Origin of the sequence: Rathayibacter sp. Leaf185 (assembly GCF_001423885.1) — a bacterium.
Taxonomy (GTDB): Bacteria; Actinomycetota; Actinomycetes; order Actinomycetales; family Microbacteriaceae; genus Rathayibacter.
Map to the genome: position 1 here is coordinate 403,402 of NZ_LMPP01000002.1, position 17,959 is coordinate 421,360.

Below are 17,959 nucleotides of genomic sequence, written 5' to 3' on the forward strand. Positions count from 1 at the left end.
CCTGAGGGACGGGGGCTGTGCCGCCATCGTCCTCCTTCAGGCCGGGCAGTGCAGCTGTGTGCGCTCGCCGGAGCGGTCGATGTCGTGCAGGTCCATCGGCTTGCCGCAGAGTGGGCAGCGCGGGTCGGCGGTCGGCACGAACGGCGCCTCCGGGGAGCCGGTGCCGATGTGCGCGGGGCCGGTGAAGCTGTAGATGATCCGGTTGAACTTGTTGTAGAAGCCGGGCTTCCCGTCGAACGGGTTCATCGGGTTCGGCGTCCTTCGTGTCATAACCCTTAGTATACTAAGTAATCGTGACGACCTCTCCTCCGGCCGTGGATCCACTCGCCCTCGACCGCCAGCTCTGCTTCGCGCTGGCCGTCGCCTCCCGCACGGTGATCGGCGCCTACAAGCCGATCCTCGAGCCGCTCGGGCTGACGCACCCGCAGTACCTCGTCATGCTCGCGCTCTGGGAGCGGGAGCCGCGCTCGCTCTCGGACATCGCCGAGGTGCTCCGCCTCGAGCCCGCGACCCTCTCGCCGCTGATCAAGCGGCTGGAGGCGGCCGGCCTCGCGACCCGTGCCCGCGATCCCCGCGATGAGCGGCTGCTCGCCGTCCGCCTGACCACGGCGGGGCGGGAGCTGCGGCTCCGGGCCGAGCAGGTGCCTCCGCAGGTCGTCGACGCGCTCGGCGTCGACCTCGACGAGCTGCTCGAGCTGCAGTCGCGCCTCACGGCGGTCATCGAGCGGATAGCGCCGGCCTGATCGCTTCCGGTCGTCCTCAGTTCCGCCCGTCCGCCGCCCGGAGGTGCTCGAGCAGCGCTGGCACGAGCAGCGACCAGGTCTCGGGCGGGGGGAACTGGTGACCGAGCCCGGCGACGGGCAGGAGGCGCGCACCCGTGATCTCTCGGGCCAGGGCCTCACCGTGCCCGAGGGGGAACAGCGGATCCTCGGTCCCGTGGACGACGAGCGTGGGCGCGGTGATCCTCCCGAGCTCCTCGCGGGTGCCGCTCGCCGACGGGATCGCCCAGTGGTTCGATCCGGCAGAGAGGTCGATCGAGCGGTCGAAGGCGGTGTCGCTGATCCGCCGCACCCGCGCCTCGTCGACGGGGATCGAGCCGCCGAACAGCACTTCGTCGGCGAGAGTCCGCCGGAAGACGGCGTCGCGGTCGGTCCAGTCGGTCGGCGGCTGCTCGTGCTCGAACGAGGCCGCCAGTGCGGGCGACATCTCGGGCAGTCCCTCGGAGCCGGGACCGCCGGGGCTCGTCGAGAGCAGGGTCAGCGAGCGGATCAGCTCGGGCCGCGCGATCGCGAGCTGCTGCGCGAGTCCGCCTCCGAGGGAGATGCCGATCACGTGCGCGGGCGAGAGGCCCGCCCCGGTGATCACTCCGGCCAGGTCGTCGACCAGGTCGTCACCGGTGTAGTCGGCCTCGCCGGGCGGACGCGTCGTCGACTGCCCGGTGTCGCGCAGGTCGTAGCGCAGCACGCGGTAGCCACCGGCGGCGATCGCCTCGCAGAGCTCGACGTCCCACCAGTCGGAGGGGGACGAGGCGCCCGGGACCAGCACGACCCCCGGATCACCGGACGCTCCGAACTCGCGGACCCAGAGCTCTACTCCGTTCACGGCGAGCAGGCGGCCGGTGCGATCGTCGGTCATGCGCCCCACTCTCGTCCGGAGGCGAGCACGCGGCAAGCGCCCCGGTGCGGTCGCTGCGGGGTCGGCGCGGTCGGCGGTCCGCTGAGCGCGATCCTCCGCGAGAATGCGAGGACCCCCGGGCTCGGGGGCGATCGCGACGGCGAGGAGCCACGATGACCGATGACGACGCCCAGCGGATCCGGACCGTCACGTGGCAGGACCCGATGCTCGGGGCAGCGGCCGCGCAGACGATGAGCGGGCTGGAGTACCTCCGGGCGATGCTCGACGGCAGCATCCCGCCGCCGCCGATCGTGGCGCTGATGAACATGCGGCTCGAGCGCGTCGAGCAGGGGCGGGTCGAGTTCGCCTGCGAGCCCGACGAGTCGCACTACAACCCGATCGGGCGCGTGCACGGCGGCTTCGCCTGCACCGCCCTCGACTCGGCGGCGGGCTGCGCCGTGCAATCGACGCTGCCCGCCGGAGTCGGGTACACCTCGCTCGACCTCACCGTCAGCTACCTGCGCGGTGTGCACGCCGGCGGTGGCGAGCTCCGCGCGATCGGCACCGTCGTGAAGCCGGGGCGCCGCGTCGCCTTCGCGGAGGCGCGCCTCGTCGACGCGCAGGACCGCGTGGTCGCGACGGCCACGTCGACGCTCCTGGTTTTCCCGCACACGGGGGAGTAGGGCATCTCGCGCCGTGAGCAGGCATCTGATCGCGCCCGGGTCTCGCTCCGGCCGGCAGTGCCTGACGCAGTTCTCACTCGAGGTGGCGCAGGTCGCCGCTGACAGGAGGCAGGGACCGTGTCCACCGTTCCGCGACGCTCGCCGTCACACTGCTCCTGGCGCTGAGCGGCTGCTCGCCCCCCGAGGGCCACCCGCCAGCGCCGACACCGTCACCCACCATCACCGTCGCGACGATCGTGAACGATGCCGCCTGCCTCGCGTTCTACGACGCCGACGAGAGCTGGTCGGACACCGCCGAGCCGGCTGACGATCTGCGCGACATCATCCCCGACGCCGACGAGTTCCTCGCCGGGCAGCTCACGAACGTCGCGAACGCGCTCGACGGCATCGAGTCGGACGTGCCCTACGGCGAGGCCGAGTCGATCGCCGAGTCGCAGATCGACCGGGTCTGCCTCGACGCGGGCGTCCCCGAGCCGCACGTCGAGAACATCGCCACGTGACGGCCTCAGAGCACGATGACTCCGTCGATCACTCCCTGAGCGATGTCGGTGACGCGGGCCTGTCGCGAGCGGGCGCGCTGGCGCAGGATCACCCACGCCGCCTCCATGTCGACGTTCAGGCTGTGGGAGATGACGCCCTTCGCCTGCTCGATCAGCACTCGCGCGTCGAGCGCGCGCTGCAGCTGGTCGCGGGCGAGCGACGCCTCGCGCACGGTGCGCTCCTGCACGAGGCCGATGGTCGCGACATCGGCGATCGTCTGCGCGGCGCGGACGTCCGACTCCGCGAGTGCCCCTGGCGTGTCTAGGAAGAAGTTGAGCGATCCGATCGTCTCGCGACGCAGGCGCAGCGGCACCGCGTGCACCGACTGGTAGCCGGAGTCGCGCACACCGTGGGCGAACGCCGGCCACCGCCTCACGATCTCGTCGAGCGAGCCGGCCGTCACGACCGACCCGTGCTCGTACGACTCGACGCACGGCCCGTCGCCGGTCGAGAGCTGCAGCACCTCGATGAGGCGGATCCGCTCGCTCGTCGACGCCATCACCACCAGCTGGCCGTGGCCGTCGGCGAGGACGATGCCCACGTCGACGGCGTCGAAGATCATCGCGCACCGGTCGACCAGATCGTGCAGGAAGTCGACGACGTCGAAGTCGTCGACCAGAGTGTCGGCGACGGTCGTCAGGGTCTCGAGGAGCAGCTGCTCGCGCACCGAACCAGTCATCGGTCCATCCTTCTTTCGGGGTCGTCGCCGTGGCCGGGCGAGAAGTCGAGTTGTCTGTCCACGATCCGAGCGGCGACCTCGCGCACGCTCAGTCCCGCGGTGAAGGCGTAGACGCGGATGGTGAGCAGCGCCTCGTCCGGGGTCGATCCCGTCTGGGCGATCACCATGCCGGTCGCCTGGTGCACCTCGCGGCGCGAGAGCGCGGGGTCGCGGACGACCACTCCGCTGTCGGCCTCATCGAGCGCGCGGGAGACGACGGAGCGGGCGAGCAGGGTCGAGAGGTTCGTCGCGAGACGCAGCTGCTCGGCCTCCAGAGGCTCGGCCGAGTCGCTGTAGAGCGAGACGGCGCCGATGCTCAGCGTGCCCACGAGGAGGGGGACGGCGAGCACGGAGCAGACGCCCACCCGGGTCAGCGTCGCGGCGAAGAAGGGCCAGATCTCGCGATCGTGGTCCACCTGCATGCTGACGGGCCGGAGGTTGCGGTAGGCGTTCCAGCCCGGACCCTCGCCCAGATCGATCTGCGCGCCGTCGAGGTCCGCCGCCCGGGAGCTGCTCGCCACGAGCGTCTCGACATCGAACGGGTGTCCGAGAGCGGAGGCGGCAGCGTCGTCCACCGGCAGCAGCGTCACGAAGGACGTCAGCAGAGAGCCGAGGTCGCGGTCCTGCCCGTCGCCGTGCGCCGCGGTGAGTTCGCCGATCACGAGAAGAGACGGTAGCGAAGATGCGGTGCTGGCATGGGGAGAAACCTCGATCATCGCTCGATGACGTATCTCCGCGGTCTCACGGCGCGCACGCTGTCGAGAATTCTACCCGCTCGCGACGCCCCCCCCCCGCGGGGCGGTCTCGGCACGCTCGCGGGTTCGCGGCCGTGAGGGGCGATCGGCGGCGGGATCTCGAGGTCTGGACCTCGGCGAACCTCTGGTCTAACGTGTCGCTCGGCGGCCCTGACCCTGTTGCCGACGTCGTAGGCGATCGATCAGGGGAAGGCCGATGTCGCGCTCACGGAGTATCACGACCGCTCAGGTTCTCGAGCGGCGCCCGCCCCGCCCCCTCCGAGCCGACGTCCTCGATGACGACTCCGTGACGGAGGAGGCGCTCGTCGGGCTCCTCGCCGCGCTGAGCGTCCCGGGCGCCATCGACGCGGGTCTCGCGGCAGTGGTCTCGGAGCAGGCCCGAAGGTTCCGGGCCCTGCTCGGCGAGGCCCGCGTCGTCCGGGGGTCGGCCTTCGACGGCCGCGTGAGCGTGGTCGAGGGTGTGCCGATCGCGCCGCTCGCGGGCCGGCCCGACTGCGGCTAGCGCGGCCGGGTCTTGAGCGGGACGGCCGGCAGATCGGCCAGCGTCGGCGACACGAGGCCGATCACGTCGGAGTAGTGCTCGACGTCTCCGCCGCGCACGAACGACCAGCACTTCAGCGATGCGGGCCGCTCCTGCAGCGGCAGCGGGCTGGCCTCCACGGCGATGACCGACGGTGAGCGGTGCACGACACGCACGGGCACGCTCCTGCGCCGACCGTCGACCGTGTGGGTGGCCCAGGCGCGCAGCCGGTCGCCCTGGCGATCGACGCCGACCGACAGGACCGATCCGAAGTCGGCCGAGGCCGCGCCCATCCCGATCTGGAAGTCGGGGCCCGCCCCGTCGAGCAGGAACACGAGGTCGAGTCCGCGAAGGTGGCGGATCGCGTACGTCGCCGACAGCATTCCGCGCCCGAAGGTCGCCGTCCGGGCGTGGGCGTCGGCGAGGTGCTGTCGTGCGTCGCGCTCCTGCATGCGGGTTTCCTCCGGGGCTCTCGGACCCCACGTTAGGGGTACTCAGGCGACTCCCGACCTCCGAGGCGTGCCCGAGTGCGTTCTGCGGCCGGAGTCGGGCCGTGCGCAGTGCGACGATCGAGCGACCGGCTCGAGGACGCCGCGGCGCTCCTGTCTGTCACCGCGCCTCCTGCCGCGCCTAGGCTCGCCCCGTGACTGCAGACCACGCTCTCTCGCCACTGCCCACCCCGGCGCTCCTGCTCGACGAGGCGGTTCTCGACCGCAACATCGCCGCGACGGCGGCCTCGGCCCGCGAGCGCGGGCTGGCGCTGCGCCCGCACGCCAAGACGCACAAGTCGGTCGAGATCGGCCGGAGGCAGCTCGCGGCTGGAGCCGTCGGACTCACCGTCGCGACGGTGTCGGAGGCGGAGGTCTTCGCAGCGGGTGGTGTGCGCGACCTCTTCATCGCCTACCCGCTCTGGCTCGACGCCGAGCGCGCCGCGCGCCTCCGACGGGTGCTCGCGGTCGCCCGGATCCGGGTGGGGGTCGACTCCGCCGAGTCGGCCGCGCGTCTCGTCGCCGCGATCCCGGAGGAGGAGCGCTCGGCCCTCGAGGTCGTCGTCGAGATCGACTCGGGTCACCACCGCAGCGGCGTGCTGCCCGCCGAGGCCGGAGCCGTCGCCGGCGCGGCCGTCGCCGCGGGCCTCGACGTCGCGGGGGTCTTCACCTTCCCCGGCCACAGCTACGGCCTCGACCAGCGCGCCGCTGCGGCTCGCGACGAGGCCGGGGCGCTCGCCGCCGCCGTCGACTCCCTCGCCGTCGCAGGGGTGAGCGCGCGGGTGGTGAGCGGCGGCTCGACCCCCTCCGCCGCCTTCGCCGATGCGGGGGTCCTGACCGAGCTGCGCCCCGGTGTCTCCGCGCTCGGCGACGCTCAGCAGTGGGAGATCGGCACCACGGGCGTCGAGTCGATCGCTGTCACCGTTCTCTCGACGATCGTCTCGCGCCGCGGCGACCACCTCATCGCCGACGCCGGGAGCAAGGTGCTCTCCTCCGATCGCGGCGCCGCCTCCACCGGCTTCGGGCGGCTGCCCGCGTTCCCGGAGGCGCGCATCACCGTGCTGTCGGAGCACCACGCGACGATCACGGGTGTCGATCTGCCGCTCGGCACGCGGATCCGCATCGCCCCGAACCACGTCTGCACCGCGGTGAACCTCGCCGACGAGTACCGCGTGCTCCTCGTCGACGGAGGCGTCGCCTCCTGGCCCGTCGACGCCCGGGGCCGCAACACCTGAGCGTCAGGCCGGCGCGCGCCGCGGGATCCGCAGGCCGACCAGCGAGCTGAGCCCGAGCAGAACGAAGGCGGAGGCGAACGCCGCGGTCGGCGAGGCGGCGTCGGCGAGCAGGCCCGCGAGCAGCGGTCCGATCACACCGCCGAGGTCGGAGGCGGCCTGGAACACCGACACCGGGCGGCCGCCGCGCTCGCCGGCCGCATCGCCCACGAGCGCGCCGGGAGCGGTGCCCATGAAGGCGGCCGCCGCTCCGTAGGCGCAGAGCAGCACGACCAGCAGCCACAGCTCGCCGACCAGCGGCATCGCCAGCATCGCGACGGCCGCGACCGCGAAGCCTCCGATCAGCGCGGGCCGCCGGCCGACCGTGTCGACGAAGCGGCCGGCGGGGGCGAGCGCGAGGGTCTGCACCACGGCCGCGATCGCGAAGGCGATGCCGGTCCAGGCGGGGTCGCCGCCGAGCCCCTCGACGACGAGCACGGGCACCAGGGTCGCCCGCACGCCCATCGCCGACCAGCCGAGCGCGAAGTTCGCGAGGACGGCGCTCTGGTAGCGCCGGTCGCGGGCGACCTCGCGCAGGGGCCTGACGATCGCCGGAGCCGCTGCCGCCGCCTCCCGATCGGGCCGACGCAGCAGCACCAGGCCGACCAGACCGGCGACGGCGAGGGTGCCCGCGTAGAAGAAGAAGGGAGCGGTCAGCGAGATCGCGCTGAGCACGCCTCCGATCGCCGGACCCGCCATGCCGCCGAGCAGGAACCCGCCCTGGTAGAAGCCGATCGCGCGCCCGCGCCGCTCCGGAGCGGCCGTGCGCAGGAGGAGGGTCATCGCGGCGACCGAGAACATCGCCGAGCCCACGCCTCCGGCGCCGCGCAGCAGGAGGAGGTGCGCGTAGTCGCCCGCCAGGCCGACCAGCGCGCTCGACACGGCGACGATGCCGATGCCGGTCGCGAGCACCACGCGCTCGCCGAGGCGATCGACGAGCGGCCCGACGAACGGAGTGGCGACCAGCCGCATCAGCGCGAACGCCGACACGACCGCGCCCACCTCGACGTAGCCGACCCCGAAGCTCCGCACGAAGACGGGCAGCACCGGCACGACCACGCCGAACCCGAGCATCACGAAGAACGCGACGATCCCGAGCACCTTCACCTCGCGGGGGAGTCGCTCCGCCTCGTCACGGGACTTCCACGGAGAACGCACCCATCGACGCTACCCCGTCCTCCGAGGTCCCCCGCCACCGTCAGCAGGCCCTTGCGGAAGGCCTCCCTGCTCGCTCGTGGACGACCGCGCGGTGCGGTCAGTCGGCGAGCGGCTCGATCGACGCGAGGATCCCCGGGTAGCTCACGTAGTAGAGGACGTCGTCCTCGTGCACGACTCCGCGGCCCGGGTAGCTGTCGTCCGTGCCGTCGGGGCCGTTGAGGAATCCCGCGGCGGACGCGTCGTCGGCGACGAATCCCTCGGCGAGCAGCGCGGTCCGGCGCTCGGCCCACTCGTCGTCGTCGACGGCCAGCTGGCCGACCACGACCGAGACGTCGCCCTGGCCGGTCCACCGGCAGAGGACGCCGTCGGCGGCGATCTCCTGCACGATCGGGTAGTCGAAGTCGAACGCGGTGGCCTCGGCGGCGAGCGTGAGCCCGTCCTCGGTCAGAGAGGCGACCTCCTCCGGGGTCAGCAGCTGGTCGCACACGGTGAGTGCAGCGGCCGTGGCGGTCGGCAGCGGAGTGTCCGCGGCGGGCGGAGTCGATGCGGTCGGAGTGGCGCTCGCGGTGGTCGGGGCCGCGGTGGGCGTGGGCGTCGCCGAGGTGCATCCCGCCAGGGCGCCTCCCGTCAGCGCGAGCAGAATCGCCGCCGCTCCCAGCCTCGGTCCTGACGTCGTCCGTCCCACGGTGAGCCCCCTCGTTCAGGGACGCGGCCGATCCCGAGCCCCCTCTCCGAGCCTAGGCGTGCGCCGTCGTTCCCTGTCCACCCCCGGCCGGTGAGGAATGCCACGGCCCTCGAGGGGTTGTCCTCAGGGATGACTTCCGCAGCAGACCAGTCCCCCTCCTCCGCTCACCGCGCCCTCGTGGTCGGCGCCACCGGGATCGGAGGCTCCGCCCTCGTCGATCTGCTCACCGAGCGCGGCTGGCCCGTCACCGCCCTCTCGCGCAGACCGATCGCCGAGCGGCCCGGCGTCACTCCGCTCTCGGCCGACCTGCGCTCGGCCGACGACCTCGCCCGCGTGCTCGCCGACGAGCGGCCGACGCACGTCTTCTTCACCGCGTGGTCGCGCCAGGCGACCGAGGAGGAGAACATCGCCGTCAACGGCGGCATGGTCCGCGATCTGCTCGCCGCGCTCTCGCACGCACCGCTCGAGCACGTCGCCCTGGTCACCGGGCTCAAGCACTACCTCGGCCCGTTCGAGGCGTACGGGCAGGGCGCGATGCCCGACACCCCGTTCCACGAGGAGGAGGCGCGGCTCGACGCCCCCAACTTCTACTACGCGCAGGAGGACGAGCTCTTCGCCGCCGCCGAGCGCGACTCGTTCACCTGGTCGGTGCACCGCTCGCACACCGTGATCGGCCACGCCGTCGGCAACGCGATGAACATGGGGCTCACACTCGCCGTCGCGGCGTCGATCCACCGCGCGCAGGGCACCCCCTTCGTCTTCCCCGGTTCGCTCACGCAGTGGAACGGCCTGACCGACATGACCGACTCGAGCGTCCTCGCCGAGCAGATGCTCTGGGCGGCGACGTCCGAGGCGGGCCGCGATCAGGCCTTCAACGTGGTCAACGGCGACGTGTTCCGCTGGCGCTGGATGTGGTCGCGGATCGCCGAGCACTTCGGAGTCGAGCCCGTCGGCCCGGGGGAGGAGCCGCAGCCGCTCGAGCAGCAGATGGCCGACGCCGGCCGGATCTGGCAGCGGCTCGTCCGCGAGCACGACCTCGTCGAGCCCGACCTCGAGCGCGTCGCCTCGTGGTGGCACACCGATGCCGATCTCGGCCGCCGCATCGAGGTCGTCACCGACATCAGCAAGTCGCGCCTGGCCGGCTTCACGGTGCACCACCGCACGGTCGACTCGTTCACGGCCCTCTTCGACCGCTACCGCGCGGAGCGCCTGATCCCCTAATACCCGCCACCCCCATCCGGTCGCCCGCTCGACGCCCGCCGGACACCCGGGCGCCACCCCGCGTCTCCCGGCGCTGCCTAACGTCACGGCATGGCGGAGGCGGTGAGCACCAGGTGATCGAGCGGGTGGACCCGTTCCTCGGCACCGAGGCGACCCTCCTGCCGGAGCCGACGGGGCTCGCGGCGACCTGGTGGTCGCCCAAGCCGCAGATCGGCAACACGCATCCGGGGGCGACCTTCCCGCTCGGGATGGTCTCGGCGTGCTCCTACTCCGGCGCGTACCCGACCGGCTACGGCCGGTACGACCTGGCACTCGAGGGCGTGCCGCCGACGATCCACGACGGCCTCGTCGCCTCCGGATTCACGCACTTCCAGCAATCGGGCACCGGCGCGATCCGGAAGTACTACAACTACCTCCGCGTCACGCCCATGCTCGAGCCGCTCGACGACCTCGGGCGCAGCTGGGAGCTCGAGGACGAGGTCGCCGAGCCGGGCTACTACGCCGCGACCCTCTCCTCCGGCATCCGCGCCGAGCTCACCGTCGGACCCTCCTCGGTCGTGCACCGCTACACGTTCCCCGAGCACCGCAGCGCCCGCGTCGTCGTCGACCTCTCGCTGGGCGGCCTCGCGATCCCGTCGGGCGCGACCGTGCCCCTCCGCTCGCACCTGCACTCGATCTCGCCGGGTGTCGCCGCGGGCGAGGTCGTGATGGAGGGGGCACCCCTCGCCGTCCACCTCGAGTGCGACGCCCTGCGCTGGCGGCAGATGCTCTGGTACGACCGTCGGCTGATGCCCGGCGGCACCCGGCTCGATTTCGACCACATCCGCCCGACGACGCTCCGCCCGTTCGGGCTGATGTGGGCCGGCCCGAGCGCGGCCGGGCAGACCGTCGAGCTGCGGATGGGCTTCTCGCTCCGCGGGACCGATCGCGCCCGCGAGAACCTGCACCGCGACGTGCCGCCCGCCGGCACCGGCTTCGACCAGCGCCGCGATCGCACCCGCAAGACCTGGCGCAAGCGCCTGCGCTCGATCGCGGTCGACACCCCGTCTGCCGAGCGCGAGACGGTGTTCGCCACGGCGCTCTACCACTCGCTGATCAAGCCCTGCCTGGCGCCCGACGAGAGCCCCTTCTGGCCCAGCGAGGGCCCCTTCGTCTTCGACATCAGCACGATGTGGGACATCTACCGCACCCAGCTCCCGCTGCTCACCGCGCTCGTCCCCGACCGCGCGATCGAGATCGGAGCGGCGCTGCTCACCATCTGCGAGGAGGAGGGCAACTTCCCGATCGGCTACCGGATGGCCAAGGGCAGCGACCGCTTCTCGCGCCAGGGCAGCGCCCTCGCGCACACCTTCCTCGCCGATCTCTGCCGCCTCGGGCTGTCGGGCATCGACTGGGAGGCGGCGCTCGTGCACATGAGCGAGGACCTCAAGCGCACCTACGGCGAGGAGTTCCTCGCCGTGGGCGAGGCGCATCCGATCAGCCACACCCTCGATCTCGCGCACGGCTACTGGTGCACCGCGGTCGTCGCGCGGCACGTCGGCGACCGCGTGCTCGCCGAGCAGCTCGAGGAGAAGGCGGCGCAGTGGGTGAACGCCTACGACCTGCGATCGGGGCTGCTCAAGGACTCGACCTACTACGAGGGCACCCGGCACAACTACTCGTTCCGGCTGCTGCACGACATGGCCGGCCGCATCGCGCTGAGCGGAGGCGACGACGCGTTCGTCGCCCAGCTCGACGAATTCTTCGGCTACGGCGCCGAGGCGGTCGTGCAGCCGGGCCTGCGCCCCGACCGCGCCGAGATGCTCGCGGGCGCGGCCCTCGGGCGCTTCGAGGGGCTGAACAACGAGCCCGACATGGAGGCGCCCTGGGCGTACCACTACGCGGGCCGCCCCGATCGCACGGCCGAGATCGTGCACGCGGTCGTGCACCAGCGCTTCGCGACGGGTCGCGGCGGCCTGCCGGGCAACGACGACTCCGGCGGACTCAGCTCCTGGTACGTCTGGGCGAGCCTCGGGCTCTTCCCGGTCGCCGGCCAGGGCCTGCTGCTGGTCAACGCGCCGGCGTTCGCGCGGGCCTCGCTCGCGGTCGGCGGTGGCGACTTCGAGATCCGCACCACCGGATTCGTCGAGCCCGTGCCCGGCGGACCGGTCCAGTACGTGCAGTCGGCCGAGCTGAACGGCGAGCCCCTCGAGGCGAGTGTCATCAGCGCCGCCGACCTGCATCGCGGCGGCGAGCTGACGCTGCACCTCGGGGCCGAGCCCGTCGGCTGGGGGAGCGCGGTCGCCCACCGGCCGCCCTCGTTCCCGCTCCGCTGACGCCGCTGCGCCGACGCACTGCGCTGTCACCCCTGCGCCGACCACCTGACCACCACCCCCCTGACCCCGATCGCCCCGAAGGAGACCCATGGACCAGAGCACGCACGACCAGACCGTGCAGAACCGACTCGTCATCGTGGTCCGCGCGGATCCGGTGATCTGCGGACACTCGGTCGAGGCCCGCAACCTCGCCGAGACCGCCCTCGAGCGCGGCTTCGACGAGGTGCGCATCGTCACCTGGCCGATCGAGCGCCTCCAGGCTGCGGGCCTCCCGCTCAAGCCGCTCGACGCGGTGCTGCCGTACAGCGACGGCATCATCGTCGAGCGCCCCGAGCCGGTCGGCGACTACAAGGTGCCCGACGGCCGGTTCCTCGCCGGCATGGTCGGCCGCCTGGTCGAGCTGTTCACCGACGGTGTGCCCACGGTCTGCCTGTCGCTCTACCTCAGCCCCCACACCATCGCGGTGTCGGACGCCCTCCGCGCCGCCTGGAGCACGGGACTCCCCGTCGACGTCACCACGGTCGCCGAGGCGGTCGGGTCCGACGTCACCAACGTGGTCCGCCGCGCGGTGGAGGAGGGACGCCTCGGCGCCGCCGCCCACATCTTCGCCTCGTACCTCTCGCAGGACCACTGCGTCGCCGTCTCGGAGTACACCCGCGACCTCATCGTCGAGGAGGCCGAGCGGATCGACGCCGCGCACGGCACCCGCTTCGCCGAGCAGTGCCGCGCCCGCATCGAGATCTCGTACCCGGCGATCGACTCCGATGCCTACACGCACCTCGATCCCGCCGTCGTCGACGAGGTCGTCCGCGCGCGGGGTCTGCGCAGCGACGGCTACGTCCTCTTCCTCTCGCGCCTCACCGAGGCGAAGGGCGTCGAGGATCTCATCGGCGGCTTCGAGCGCAGCCGCGTTCACGCCGACCACGAGCTCGTCATCGCGGGGCGCGGCCCTCAGGAGGCGGAGCTGCGCCGTCTCGCGGCCGCGTCACCTCTCGCGCACCGCATCCGCTTCCTCGATGACGTCGGCGACGCCGAGAAGCCCTACCTGATGGCAGGCTGCTCCGCGTTCGTGCTGCCGTCGAAGCCGCGCCCCGAGTTCGTCGAGACCTTCGGGATCGCCCTCGCCGAGAAGATGCTGGCCGGAGGCGGCCCCGTCATCACGACCCTCACCGGCGGCATCGGCGAGGCGATCGGCGAGCACGCCTTCATCACGCCCGTCGACGATCCCGCGACGATCGCGGCTCTCCTCGACCACGTGATCCTCGATCTGTCAGCGGAGGAGAGGGCTCACCGTGCGCTCGCCGCCCGCGACTACGCCCTGCAGTTCGACCGCCGCACCGTGTTCGACCGCTTGTTCGCGCGGGTCCCACGCCCGGTGCGGGCCGAGCACGCGCTCTAGGCCCGAGGTCAGACGAGGGGACGTTCGTCCGGCGCGGCCTGAGCGAGGAGCCACAGGCGGTGCCGGACGAAGCGGAGGGTGAAGCTGCGGCGCTCGGCGCCTCCGATCCGCTCGGCGAGCACGCGGATGCCGAGGACGGCCACGACGCTCCAGTGCTCGAAGCCGTCGGAGACGACGGCCGTGAAGACGTCGCCGGGAGCGACGTCGTGCTCGGACTCGCTGCCCAGGGCGCCCTGAGTGGTGGTCTGCGGTTCTCGGGACATCTCGATGGTCATCGCGCCGACTCCTGACAGGGCGGACCTCACGGTGGTGCTTCGGGGAGTGGGCGTCGTGTCCGACCGCCGGACGCGTGAGGGGGCTCGGCGCTCGACGGTCGGTCATGAGTGCGACTCGAGGGGACGAGCCCGCCGAAACGTCCTTTGCGTCGCCCTCGAAGTGTAGGGCGGACAGATCGGGGGTGGCGCAAAATGTCAAGCACTTGCGAGCTGCTTCGAATGCAGAGCTCACCGTTGGAAAGAGGAGAGGCCCGCCTCCCTCGGGAGACGGGCTTCAGATGGGGCGGCCGCTCGATCGGGAGCGGTCCGACTCCTGAGGTCAGGCCGCGGTCTCGGTCCGGCGCATCGGCACGGCGGTGCTAGCGGGCTCCGCGACGATGCGCAGTCCCGCTCCGCTGTTCGCGCGCTCCATCAGGGCCTCGACCCATTCCGGGTTGATCGTGGGCTGGCGGCTGCCCTTGAACTCGAACTGGATCGGGATGGTGGGGTGCATCCACACCCCGCGACGGCCGGTTCCCGACTGCGGGCTGGCGTCGAGGGTGAGCAGGAAGCGCTCGTCCCGGCGGAACTTGTTGATGATGACGATCTGGAGGTGGGCGAGCGCCCGATCCTCGACCTCGATGGCGGCGGGAGGCGTTCCGTACAGGATGTTGCCCATGGTCTTCTCCGATCAGACGAGTAGCGGGTGCGGGAACACCCTATCGCTAGACAGGCTTCCTACTAGTCAAGCTAGTTAGTTCGAGTCGGAGATCGACGGAACGTCCCGTGGCCGACTGCACGCGGGTGCGATGAACGGATCGAGCCGCTCAGGAGTCGACCGACGTCAGGCTCGGCGGCGCTGGAACTCGAGGTCGACGAGGTCGAGCTCCGAGTCGTCCGCTGCGGTGTCGGCCGAGTCGACGCCCGCGGCCTGCGCCGGCTTCTCGACGATCTCGCGCATGGTCTCGAGGAATCGGATCACGGTGGCGGCCTCGGCCCCCGTGAGCTGTTCGGCGGCCTCGAGCATGCGGCGGTGCATCTCGTCGAGCGTCTCGCGGACCTCGCGGTGCGACGTGGGAGTCGCGACGATGCGGATGGCGCGGCGGTCGCTCGGATGCGGCTGGCGCTCTACGTGGCCGCTCTTGACCAGGCGGTCGATGAGCACCGTCGTCGAGGCGGAGGAGATGCCGAGGTAGGCGGCCAGGTCCTTCGGGCTCACGTGCTGACCCGACTGCTGTCGACGCATCAGGAACTGCACGGCCATGAGGTCGTTCTCGCCCATGCCCATCGATCCGCGCGTGCGGCGGCGCATCGCCGACTCGGCGGTCCGGAAGGCCCTCATCGACGCCAGCACCTCGACCGCACCGGGCTCGCTCGTCGCTCCGGGGTACCAGAAGGCCCCGGATCGATTCGTCGAGGCGTCGTCCATGCCGATCAGTTTAGACAGACACGTAGCAAGAACGTCTAGTTATGCATATCCCCGCGCTGGCACTTGCTTCGGGTCGGTGCGCGGGGTACAACTCAGATAGCTAGTTAGACAAGCTAGCGATTATGATGAACCGGGTCTGCGCCTCCGACCCTGTCGCTGTCGAGAAGGAGGATCGAGATGCCCGCAGCAGCGGAACTCGTCGACCACCTCCTCGGGGCGACCCTGCTCGACCGCTACCTCCTGCTCGAGCGCATCGGGGCGGGTGGCAGTGGCGTCGTGTACCGCGCCCGCGACCTCCGTCTCGCTCGGGCCGTCGCGGTGAAGGTGCACCGCTCGGCCGCCGACACCCCGGACGAGCGCTCCCGTCGCGAGCGCGAGACGCGCCTCCAGATCGACTCACGGCACCCGTCCATCGTCGATGTCCTCGACCAGGGCGAGGCGGGGGAGTCGTCGTTCCTCGTGCTCGAGTACTTCGCCGCCGCCGATCCCGCAGCGCGGTGGTTCACCTCGGGCGACGCGCGGCTCCTCGCTGAGGTCGGCGCTCAGATCGCCGATGCGCTCGCGCACCTGCACGAGCAGGGCGTCGTGCACCGCGATGTGAAGCCCGAGAACGTCCTCGTCCGCTCGCGCCCGGTCCCCTCCGGTACCGCGCTCTGCGAGGCGAAGCTCAGCGACTTCGGCATCGCCCGGTCGCTCGAGGATGCCCGGCTGACCCGCTCCGACGTCCTCGTGGGCACAGCCGCCTACCTGAGCCCCGAGAGTCTCGGCTCCGGTGACGTCGGACCCGCTTCGGACGTGTACTCCCTCGGTCTGGTGCTGCTCGAAGCGCTCTCGGGCGCCCGCGCCTACAGCGGCACGACGCTCGAGATCTCGCTGCAGCGGATGCACCACGCACCGGTGATCCCCGCCTCGGTCCCGCAGCACTGGCGTTCTCTGATCGCGGCCATGACGGCCCTGGACCCCGCCGCACGCCCCTCCGCTCGCGAGGTCGCCCGGCGTCTGTGGGCGGAGGTGCACGGCGCGCCGCCGGTCGAACCGGAACGGATGCGTCTGCAGGGGGCCCTCGCCACGCTCGCGGCGCTCGCCGTCGGAGCCTTGTCGACCCTCGCCGTGGCGGGCTGGCCGGCCTGACCGGGCTCGCAGGCGCCGTCGAGGCGGTCTGAGTACGCTTCCGAGCGTCCCTCGACCGACCCCGACCGCCCGCCGACGCGGGCCTCGAACGGAGCCGATCCCATGAGCCCGCGCCGCCTCTTCCGCCTCCTGTCGATCGTCGAGGCCGTGACCTGGACCCTGCTGATCGCGGGAATGCTGCTCAAGTACGTCGTGCGCGCGGGCGACTGGCCGGTGAGCGTCGCCGGGCCGATCCACGGCTTCGCGTTCCTCGCCTACGGAGCCGCCGCCCTCGTCCTCGCGGTCAATCAGCGCTGGTCCGCGGGCGCGACGCTGCTCGCGGTGGCCAGCGCGGTCGTCCCCTACGCGACGGTCCCGCTCGAGCGCGGCTTCGAGCGCCGCGGGATGCTCGAGGGTCCGTGGCGGCGCGAGGCCGGATCCGACCCGCGAGACCGGGGGATCCTCAGCCGGCTGCTCCGCTGGGCGCTCGGTCGTCCCGTCCTCGCGGGCGCCGTGGTGCTGGCGGCGGTCGCCGCGGTGTTCGGCGCGCTGCTGGTCGTCGGCCCGCCCGGGGGCGGCGCGGCCTGAGCTAGACCTTCGCGCGGACGCGGTTGTTGCGGGCGGCGTGCTCGAGCTCGACCAGGCCGAGGTGCTCGAGGAGCGGCGGCAGGTAGACGCCGAAGCGCCCGCGGTAGCCGCGGCGGAGTCCGTACCAGCCGCCGACCGGATTCGCCTCGTCGCGTCCGAACGCCTCGACGCTGCCGGCGGGCGCGGGCTTGCTCTCGTCGGCGCCGCCCAGGGGGACCCACCCGCCCTGCTGGAGCAGCCAGGCATGCAGATCGGTGACGGCGCGCAGCTGGTAGGTGAGCGTCGTCGAGCCGACCGTGCAGACGAGGGTCTCGCCGTCGCGATGCATCGTGTACGCGGAGGTGCCGGGAGCGGTGGTGAGCGCGAGGCGGGCGTCGGCGCCGCCGATGATCGCCGTGATGTCGGACATGCCCGCGAGGCTACGCGCGTGCCCGCTCGAGTGGTGGGGTGCGGCGCCTCTCGGACGTCCTGCCCGCTGATCGAGCCCGCAGCCCGCGCAGCGGGCGCATCGAGATCCACCAGTATCGGAAGGCCGGATCAGGAGGCCGATCTGCGGACGCCGACGGGTCTCGAGACGTCCCTGCCGGGCTGCGGGCTCGACCAGCAGGCGGGGGACCGTGCCGGGCGGCGTCGGGCGCTACCTCGTCTCGACGTCGATCAGGATCTCGGCCGCGCGGCGGGCGTGCAGGGCCGACTCCGGAGTGCCCGCGATCGCCGCGGTGGTCTGCGCGCCCTCGGCCAGGATCGCCAGCTGTGCCGCGAGCTCGGCGCCGCCACCCGCCTCCTCGGCGAGGGTCCCGAGGAACTGCTGGAACGACTCCTTGTGCTCGCGGGCGAGCCGGGCGACGGAGGGGTTCGAGGAGCCGAGCTCGCCGAAGGCGTTGATGAAGCCGCAGCCTCGGAAGGAGTCCTCGGAGAACCAGTCGAAGAGGAAGTCGTAGATGGCCAGGAGCTTCTCGCGGGCGCCCGATGCGGAGTCGACGCGGGCCGTGACACCCTCCGACCAGTGCTCGTGGCGGCCCTGCAGCACCGCGACGACGACCGCCTCCTTGCTCGGGAACTCGGAGTACAGGCGCTTGAGCGAGACCCCGGCGGCCGTCCGGAGCTCGTCCATCCCGACCGACTGGATGCCGCGCTCGTAGTAGAGCCGATCGGCGGCGGCGAGGATCGCCTCGCGGGGGGCGCGCTCGAGAGTGGGGGCCATCCCCCCA

The 17,959-nt window shown here is 72.2% G+C and carries 22 protein-coding genes; 10 read left to right on the plus strand and 12 right to left on the minus strand.

The annotated features are described in order from the left end of the window. Positions 1-36: 36 nt before the first annotated feature. On the minus strand, positions 37-270 hold the full coding sequence (locus tag ASG06_RS09200; protein ID WP_056041313.1) for a hypothetical protein: 234 nt from the start codon (positions 268-270) through the stop codon (positions 37-39). A gap of 23 nt (positions 271-293) precedes the next feature. Between ASG06_RS09200 and ASG06_RS09205 the strand changes: the two genes are divergently transcribed. Then, positions 294-743, plus strand: a complete 450-nt coding sequence (locus tag ASG06_RS09205) for a MarR family winged helix-turn-helix transcriptional regulator (RefSeq protein WP_056041315.1) — start codon at positions 294-296, stop codon at positions 741-743. Between the two features lie 16 nt (positions 744-759). On the opposite strand, the gene ASG06_RS09210 is transcribed toward ASG06_RS09205, so the two are convergent. Beyond that, positions 760-1,635, minus strand: coding sequence for an alpha/beta fold hydrolase (locus tag ASG06_RS09210; protein ID WP_056041317.1), 876 nt, complete (start codon positions 1,633-1,635; stop codon positions 760-762). 152 nt (positions 1,636-1,787) lie between these two features. On the opposite strand from ASG06_RS09210, the gene ASG06_RS09215 reads away from it, so the two are divergent. Further along, entirely contained in the window at positions 1,788-2,297 is a 510-nt protein-coding gene (locus ASG06_RS09215) for a PaaI family thioesterase (RefSeq protein WP_056041319.1), read from the plus strand. Positions 2,298-2,533: 236 nt separating this feature from the next. Beyond that, entirely contained in the window at positions 2,534-2,797 is a 264-nt protein-coding gene (locus tag ASG06_RS09220) for a hypothetical protein (RefSeq protein ID WP_056041321.1), read from the plus strand. Between the two features lie 5 nt (positions 2,798-2,802). On the opposite strand, the gene ASG06_RS09225 is transcribed toward ASG06_RS09220, so the two are convergent. Both ASG06_RS09225 and ASG06_RS09230 read right to left on the minus strand, forming a co-directional pair. Next, positions 2,803-3,516, minus strand: a complete 714-nt coding sequence (locus ASG06_RS09225; protein ID WP_056041323.1) for a GAF and ANTAR domain-containing protein — start codon at positions 3,514-3,516, stop codon at positions 2,803-2,805. Beyond that, positions 3,513-4,217, minus strand: a complete 705-nt coding sequence (locus ASG06_RS09230; protein WP_056041324.1) for a GAF and ANTAR domain-containing protein — start codon at positions 4,215-4,217, stop codon at positions 3,513-3,515. Before ASG06_RS09230 ends, ASG06_RS09225 begins: the two co-directional genes overlap by 4 nt. A gap of 289 nt (positions 4,218-4,506) precedes the next feature. Between ASG06_RS09230 and ASG06_RS09235 the strand changes: the two genes are divergently transcribed. After that, positions 4,507-4,812: a hypothetical protein gene (locus tag ASG06_RS09235; RefSeq protein WP_056041326.1), complete on the plus strand. Its 306-nt coding sequence runs from the start codon at positions 4,507-4,509 to the stop codon at positions 4,810-4,812. Here ASG06_RS09235 and ASG06_RS09240 read toward each other — a convergent pair. Then, positions 4,809-5,282 (minus strand): hypothetical protein, encoded by a 474-nt coding sequence (locus ASG06_RS09240; protein ID WP_056041328.1) that lies wholly within the window; start codon positions 5,280-5,282, stop codon positions 4,809-4,811. The genes ASG06_RS09235 and ASG06_RS09240 overlap by 4 nt on opposite strands. A 191-nt stretch (positions 5,283-5,473) precedes the next feature. On the opposite strand from ASG06_RS09240, the gene ASG06_RS09245 reads away from it, so the two are divergent. Then, positions 5,474-6,553 (plus strand): alanine racemase, encoded by a 1,080-nt coding sequence (locus ASG06_RS09245; protein ID WP_056041331.1) that lies wholly within the window; start codon positions 5,474-5,476, stop codon positions 6,551-6,553. A 3-nt stretch (positions 6,554-6,556) separates the two neighbouring features. Here the strand turns inward: ASG06_RS09245 and ASG06_RS09250 are convergent, their stop codons facing one another. Together ASG06_RS09250 and ASG06_RS09255 are read right to left on the minus strand one after the other, a co-directional pair. Next, the gene (locus ASG06_RS09250) at positions 6,557-7,747 is read right to left on the minus strand and encodes an MFS transporter (protein ID WP_056041334.1); all 1,191 of its coding nucleotides are present in this window, start codon (positions 7,745-7,747) and stop codon (positions 6,557-6,559) included. Between the two features lie 97 nt (positions 7,748-7,844). Further along, positions 7,845-8,432 (minus strand): hypothetical protein, encoded by a 588-nt coding sequence (locus tag ASG06_RS09255; protein WP_056041337.1) that lies wholly within the window; start codon positions 8,430-8,432, stop codon positions 7,845-7,847. Between the two features lie 129 nt (positions 8,433-8,561). On the opposite strand from ASG06_RS09255, the gene ASG06_RS09260 reads away from it, so the two are divergent. From ASG06_RS09260 to ASG06_RS09270, 3 genes are all read left to right on the plus strand, one after another. Then, positions 8,562-9,653, plus strand: coding sequence for an SDR family oxidoreductase (locus tag ASG06_RS09260; RefSeq protein WP_056041341.1), 1,092 nt, complete (start codon positions 8,562-8,564; stop codon positions 9,651-9,653). Between the two features lie 113 nt (positions 9,654-9,766). Further along, positions 9,767-11,968 (plus strand): glycoside hydrolase domain-containing protein, encoded by a 2,202-nt coding sequence (locus tag ASG06_RS09265; RefSeq protein WP_082499095.1) that lies wholly within the window; start codon positions 9,767-9,769, stop codon positions 11,966-11,968. Positions 11,969-12,056: 88 nt separating this feature from the next. Further along, the gene (locus tag ASG06_RS09270; RefSeq protein WP_056041343.1) at positions 12,057-13,367 is read left to right on the plus strand and encodes a glycosyltransferase family 4 protein; all 1,311 of its coding nucleotides are present in this window, start codon (positions 12,057-12,059) and stop codon (positions 13,365-13,367) included. 8 nt (positions 13,368-13,375) lie between these two features. Here ASG06_RS09270 and ASG06_RS09275 read toward each other — a convergent pair whose 3' ends face one another. From ASG06_RS09275 to ASG06_RS09285, 3 genes are all read right to left on the minus strand, one after another. Continuing rightward, a complete protein-coding gene (locus ASG06_RS09275) occupies positions 13,376-13,642 on the minus strand; it encodes a hypothetical protein (protein WP_056041345.1) in 267 nt (88 codons plus the stop codon). A gap of 319 nt (positions 13,643-13,961) precedes the next feature. After that, positions 13,962-14,300 carry a DUF7882 family protein gene (locus ASG06_RS09280; RefSeq protein WP_056041347.1) on the minus strand — a complete coding sequence of 113 codons (339 nt, stop codon included), beginning with the start codon at positions 14,298-14,300 and terminating at the stop codon, positions 13,962-13,964. Positions 14,301-14,465: 165 nt separating this feature from the next. Then, on the minus strand, positions 14,466-15,050 hold the full coding sequence (locus ASG06_RS09285) for a MarR family winged helix-turn-helix transcriptional regulator (protein ID WP_082499096.1): 585 nt from the start codon (positions 15,048-15,050) through the stop codon (positions 14,466-14,468). Positions 15,051-15,227: 177 nt separating this feature from the next. Between ASG06_RS09285 and ASG06_RS09290 the strand changes: the two genes are divergently transcribed. Then, positions 15,228-16,181 carry a serine/threonine-protein kinase gene (locus tag ASG06_RS09290; protein ID WP_056041350.1) on the plus strand — a complete coding sequence of 318 codons (954 nt, stop codon included), beginning with the start codon at positions 15,228-15,230 and terminating at the stop codon, positions 16,179-16,181. A gap of 102 nt (positions 16,182-16,283) precedes the next feature. Next, positions 16,284-16,748, plus strand: coding sequence for a DUF3817 domain-containing protein (locus ASG06_RS09295; protein ID WP_056041354.1), 465 nt, complete (start codon positions 16,284-16,286; stop codon positions 16,746-16,748). Position 16,749: 1 nt separating this feature from the next. Here ASG06_RS09295 and ASG06_RS09300 read toward each other — a convergent pair whose 3' ends face one another. Together ASG06_RS09300 and ASG06_RS09305 are read right to left on the minus strand one after the other, a co-directional pair. Beyond that, positions 16,750-17,157, minus strand: a complete 408-nt coding sequence (locus tag ASG06_RS09300) for a DUF6855 family protein (RefSeq protein WP_056041356.1) — start codon at positions 17,155-17,157, stop codon at positions 16,750-16,752. A gap of 228 nt (positions 17,158-17,385) precedes the next feature. Then, positions 17,386-17,952, minus strand: a complete 567-nt coding sequence (locus ASG06_RS09305; RefSeq protein WP_056041358.1) for a TetR/AcrR family transcriptional regulator — start codon at positions 17,950-17,952, stop codon at positions 17,386-17,388. Positions 17,953-17,959 lie beyond the last annotated feature (7 nt).

Coding starts and splice junctions, on each gene's coding strand:
- ASG06_RS09200 (WP_056041313.1), bottom strand. CDS start 270: ATGACACGAAGGACGCCGAACCCGATGAACCCGTTCGACGGGAAGCCC.
- ASG06_RS09210 (WP_056041317.1), bottom strand. CDS start 1,635: ATGACCGACGATCGCACCGGCCGCCTGCTCGCCGTGAACGGAGTAGAG.
- ASG06_RS09215 (WP_056041319.1), top strand. CDS start 1,788: ATGACCGATGACGACGCCCAGCGGATCCGGACCGTCACGTGGCAGGAC.
- ASG06_RS09225 (WP_056041323.1), bottom strand. CDS start 3,516: ATGACTGGTTCGGTGCGCGAGCAGCTGCTCCTCGAGACCCTGACGACC.
- ASG06_RS09235 (WP_056041326.1), top strand. CDS start 4,507: ATGTCGCGCTCACGGAGTATCACGACCGCTCAGGTTCTCGAGCGGCGC.
- ASG06_RS09240 (WP_056041328.1), bottom strand. CDS start 5,282: ATGCAGGAGCGCGACGCACGACAGCACCTCGCCGACGCCCACGCCCGG.
- ASG06_RS09260 (WP_056041341.1), top strand. CDS start 8,562: ATGACTTCCGCAGCAGACCAGTCCCCCTCCTCCGCTCACCGCGCCCTC.
- ASG06_RS09270 (WP_056041343.1), top strand. CDS start 12,057: ATGGACCAGAGCACGCACGACCAGACCGTGCAGAACCGACTCGTCATC.
- ASG06_RS09275 (WP_056041345.1), bottom strand. CDS start 13,642: ATGACCATCGAGATGTCCCGAGAACCGCAGACCACCACTCAGGGCGCC.
- ASG06_RS09280 (WP_056041347.1), bottom strand. CDS start 14,300: ATGGGCAACATCCTGTACGGAACGCCTCCCGCCGCCATCGAGGTCGAG.
- ASG06_RS09285 (WP_082499096.1), bottom strand. CDS start 15,050: ATGGACGACGCCTCGACGAATCGATCCGGGGCCTTCTGGTACCCCGGA.
- ASG06_RS09290 (WP_056041350.1), top strand. CDS start 15,228: ATGCCCGCAGCAGCGGAACTCGTCGACCACCTCCTCGGGGCGACCCTG.
- ASG06_RS09295 (WP_056041354.1), top strand. CDS start 16,284: ATGAGCCCGCGCCGCCTCTTCCGCCTCCTGTCGATCGTCGAGGCCGTG.
- ASG06_RS09300 (WP_056041356.1), bottom strand. CDS start 17,157: ATGTCCGACATCACGGCGATCATCGGCGGCGCCGACGCCCGCCTCGCG.
- ASG06_RS09305 (WP_056041358.1), bottom strand. CDS start 17,952: ATGGCCCCCACTCTCGAGCGCGCCCCCCGCGAGGCGATCCTCGCCGCC.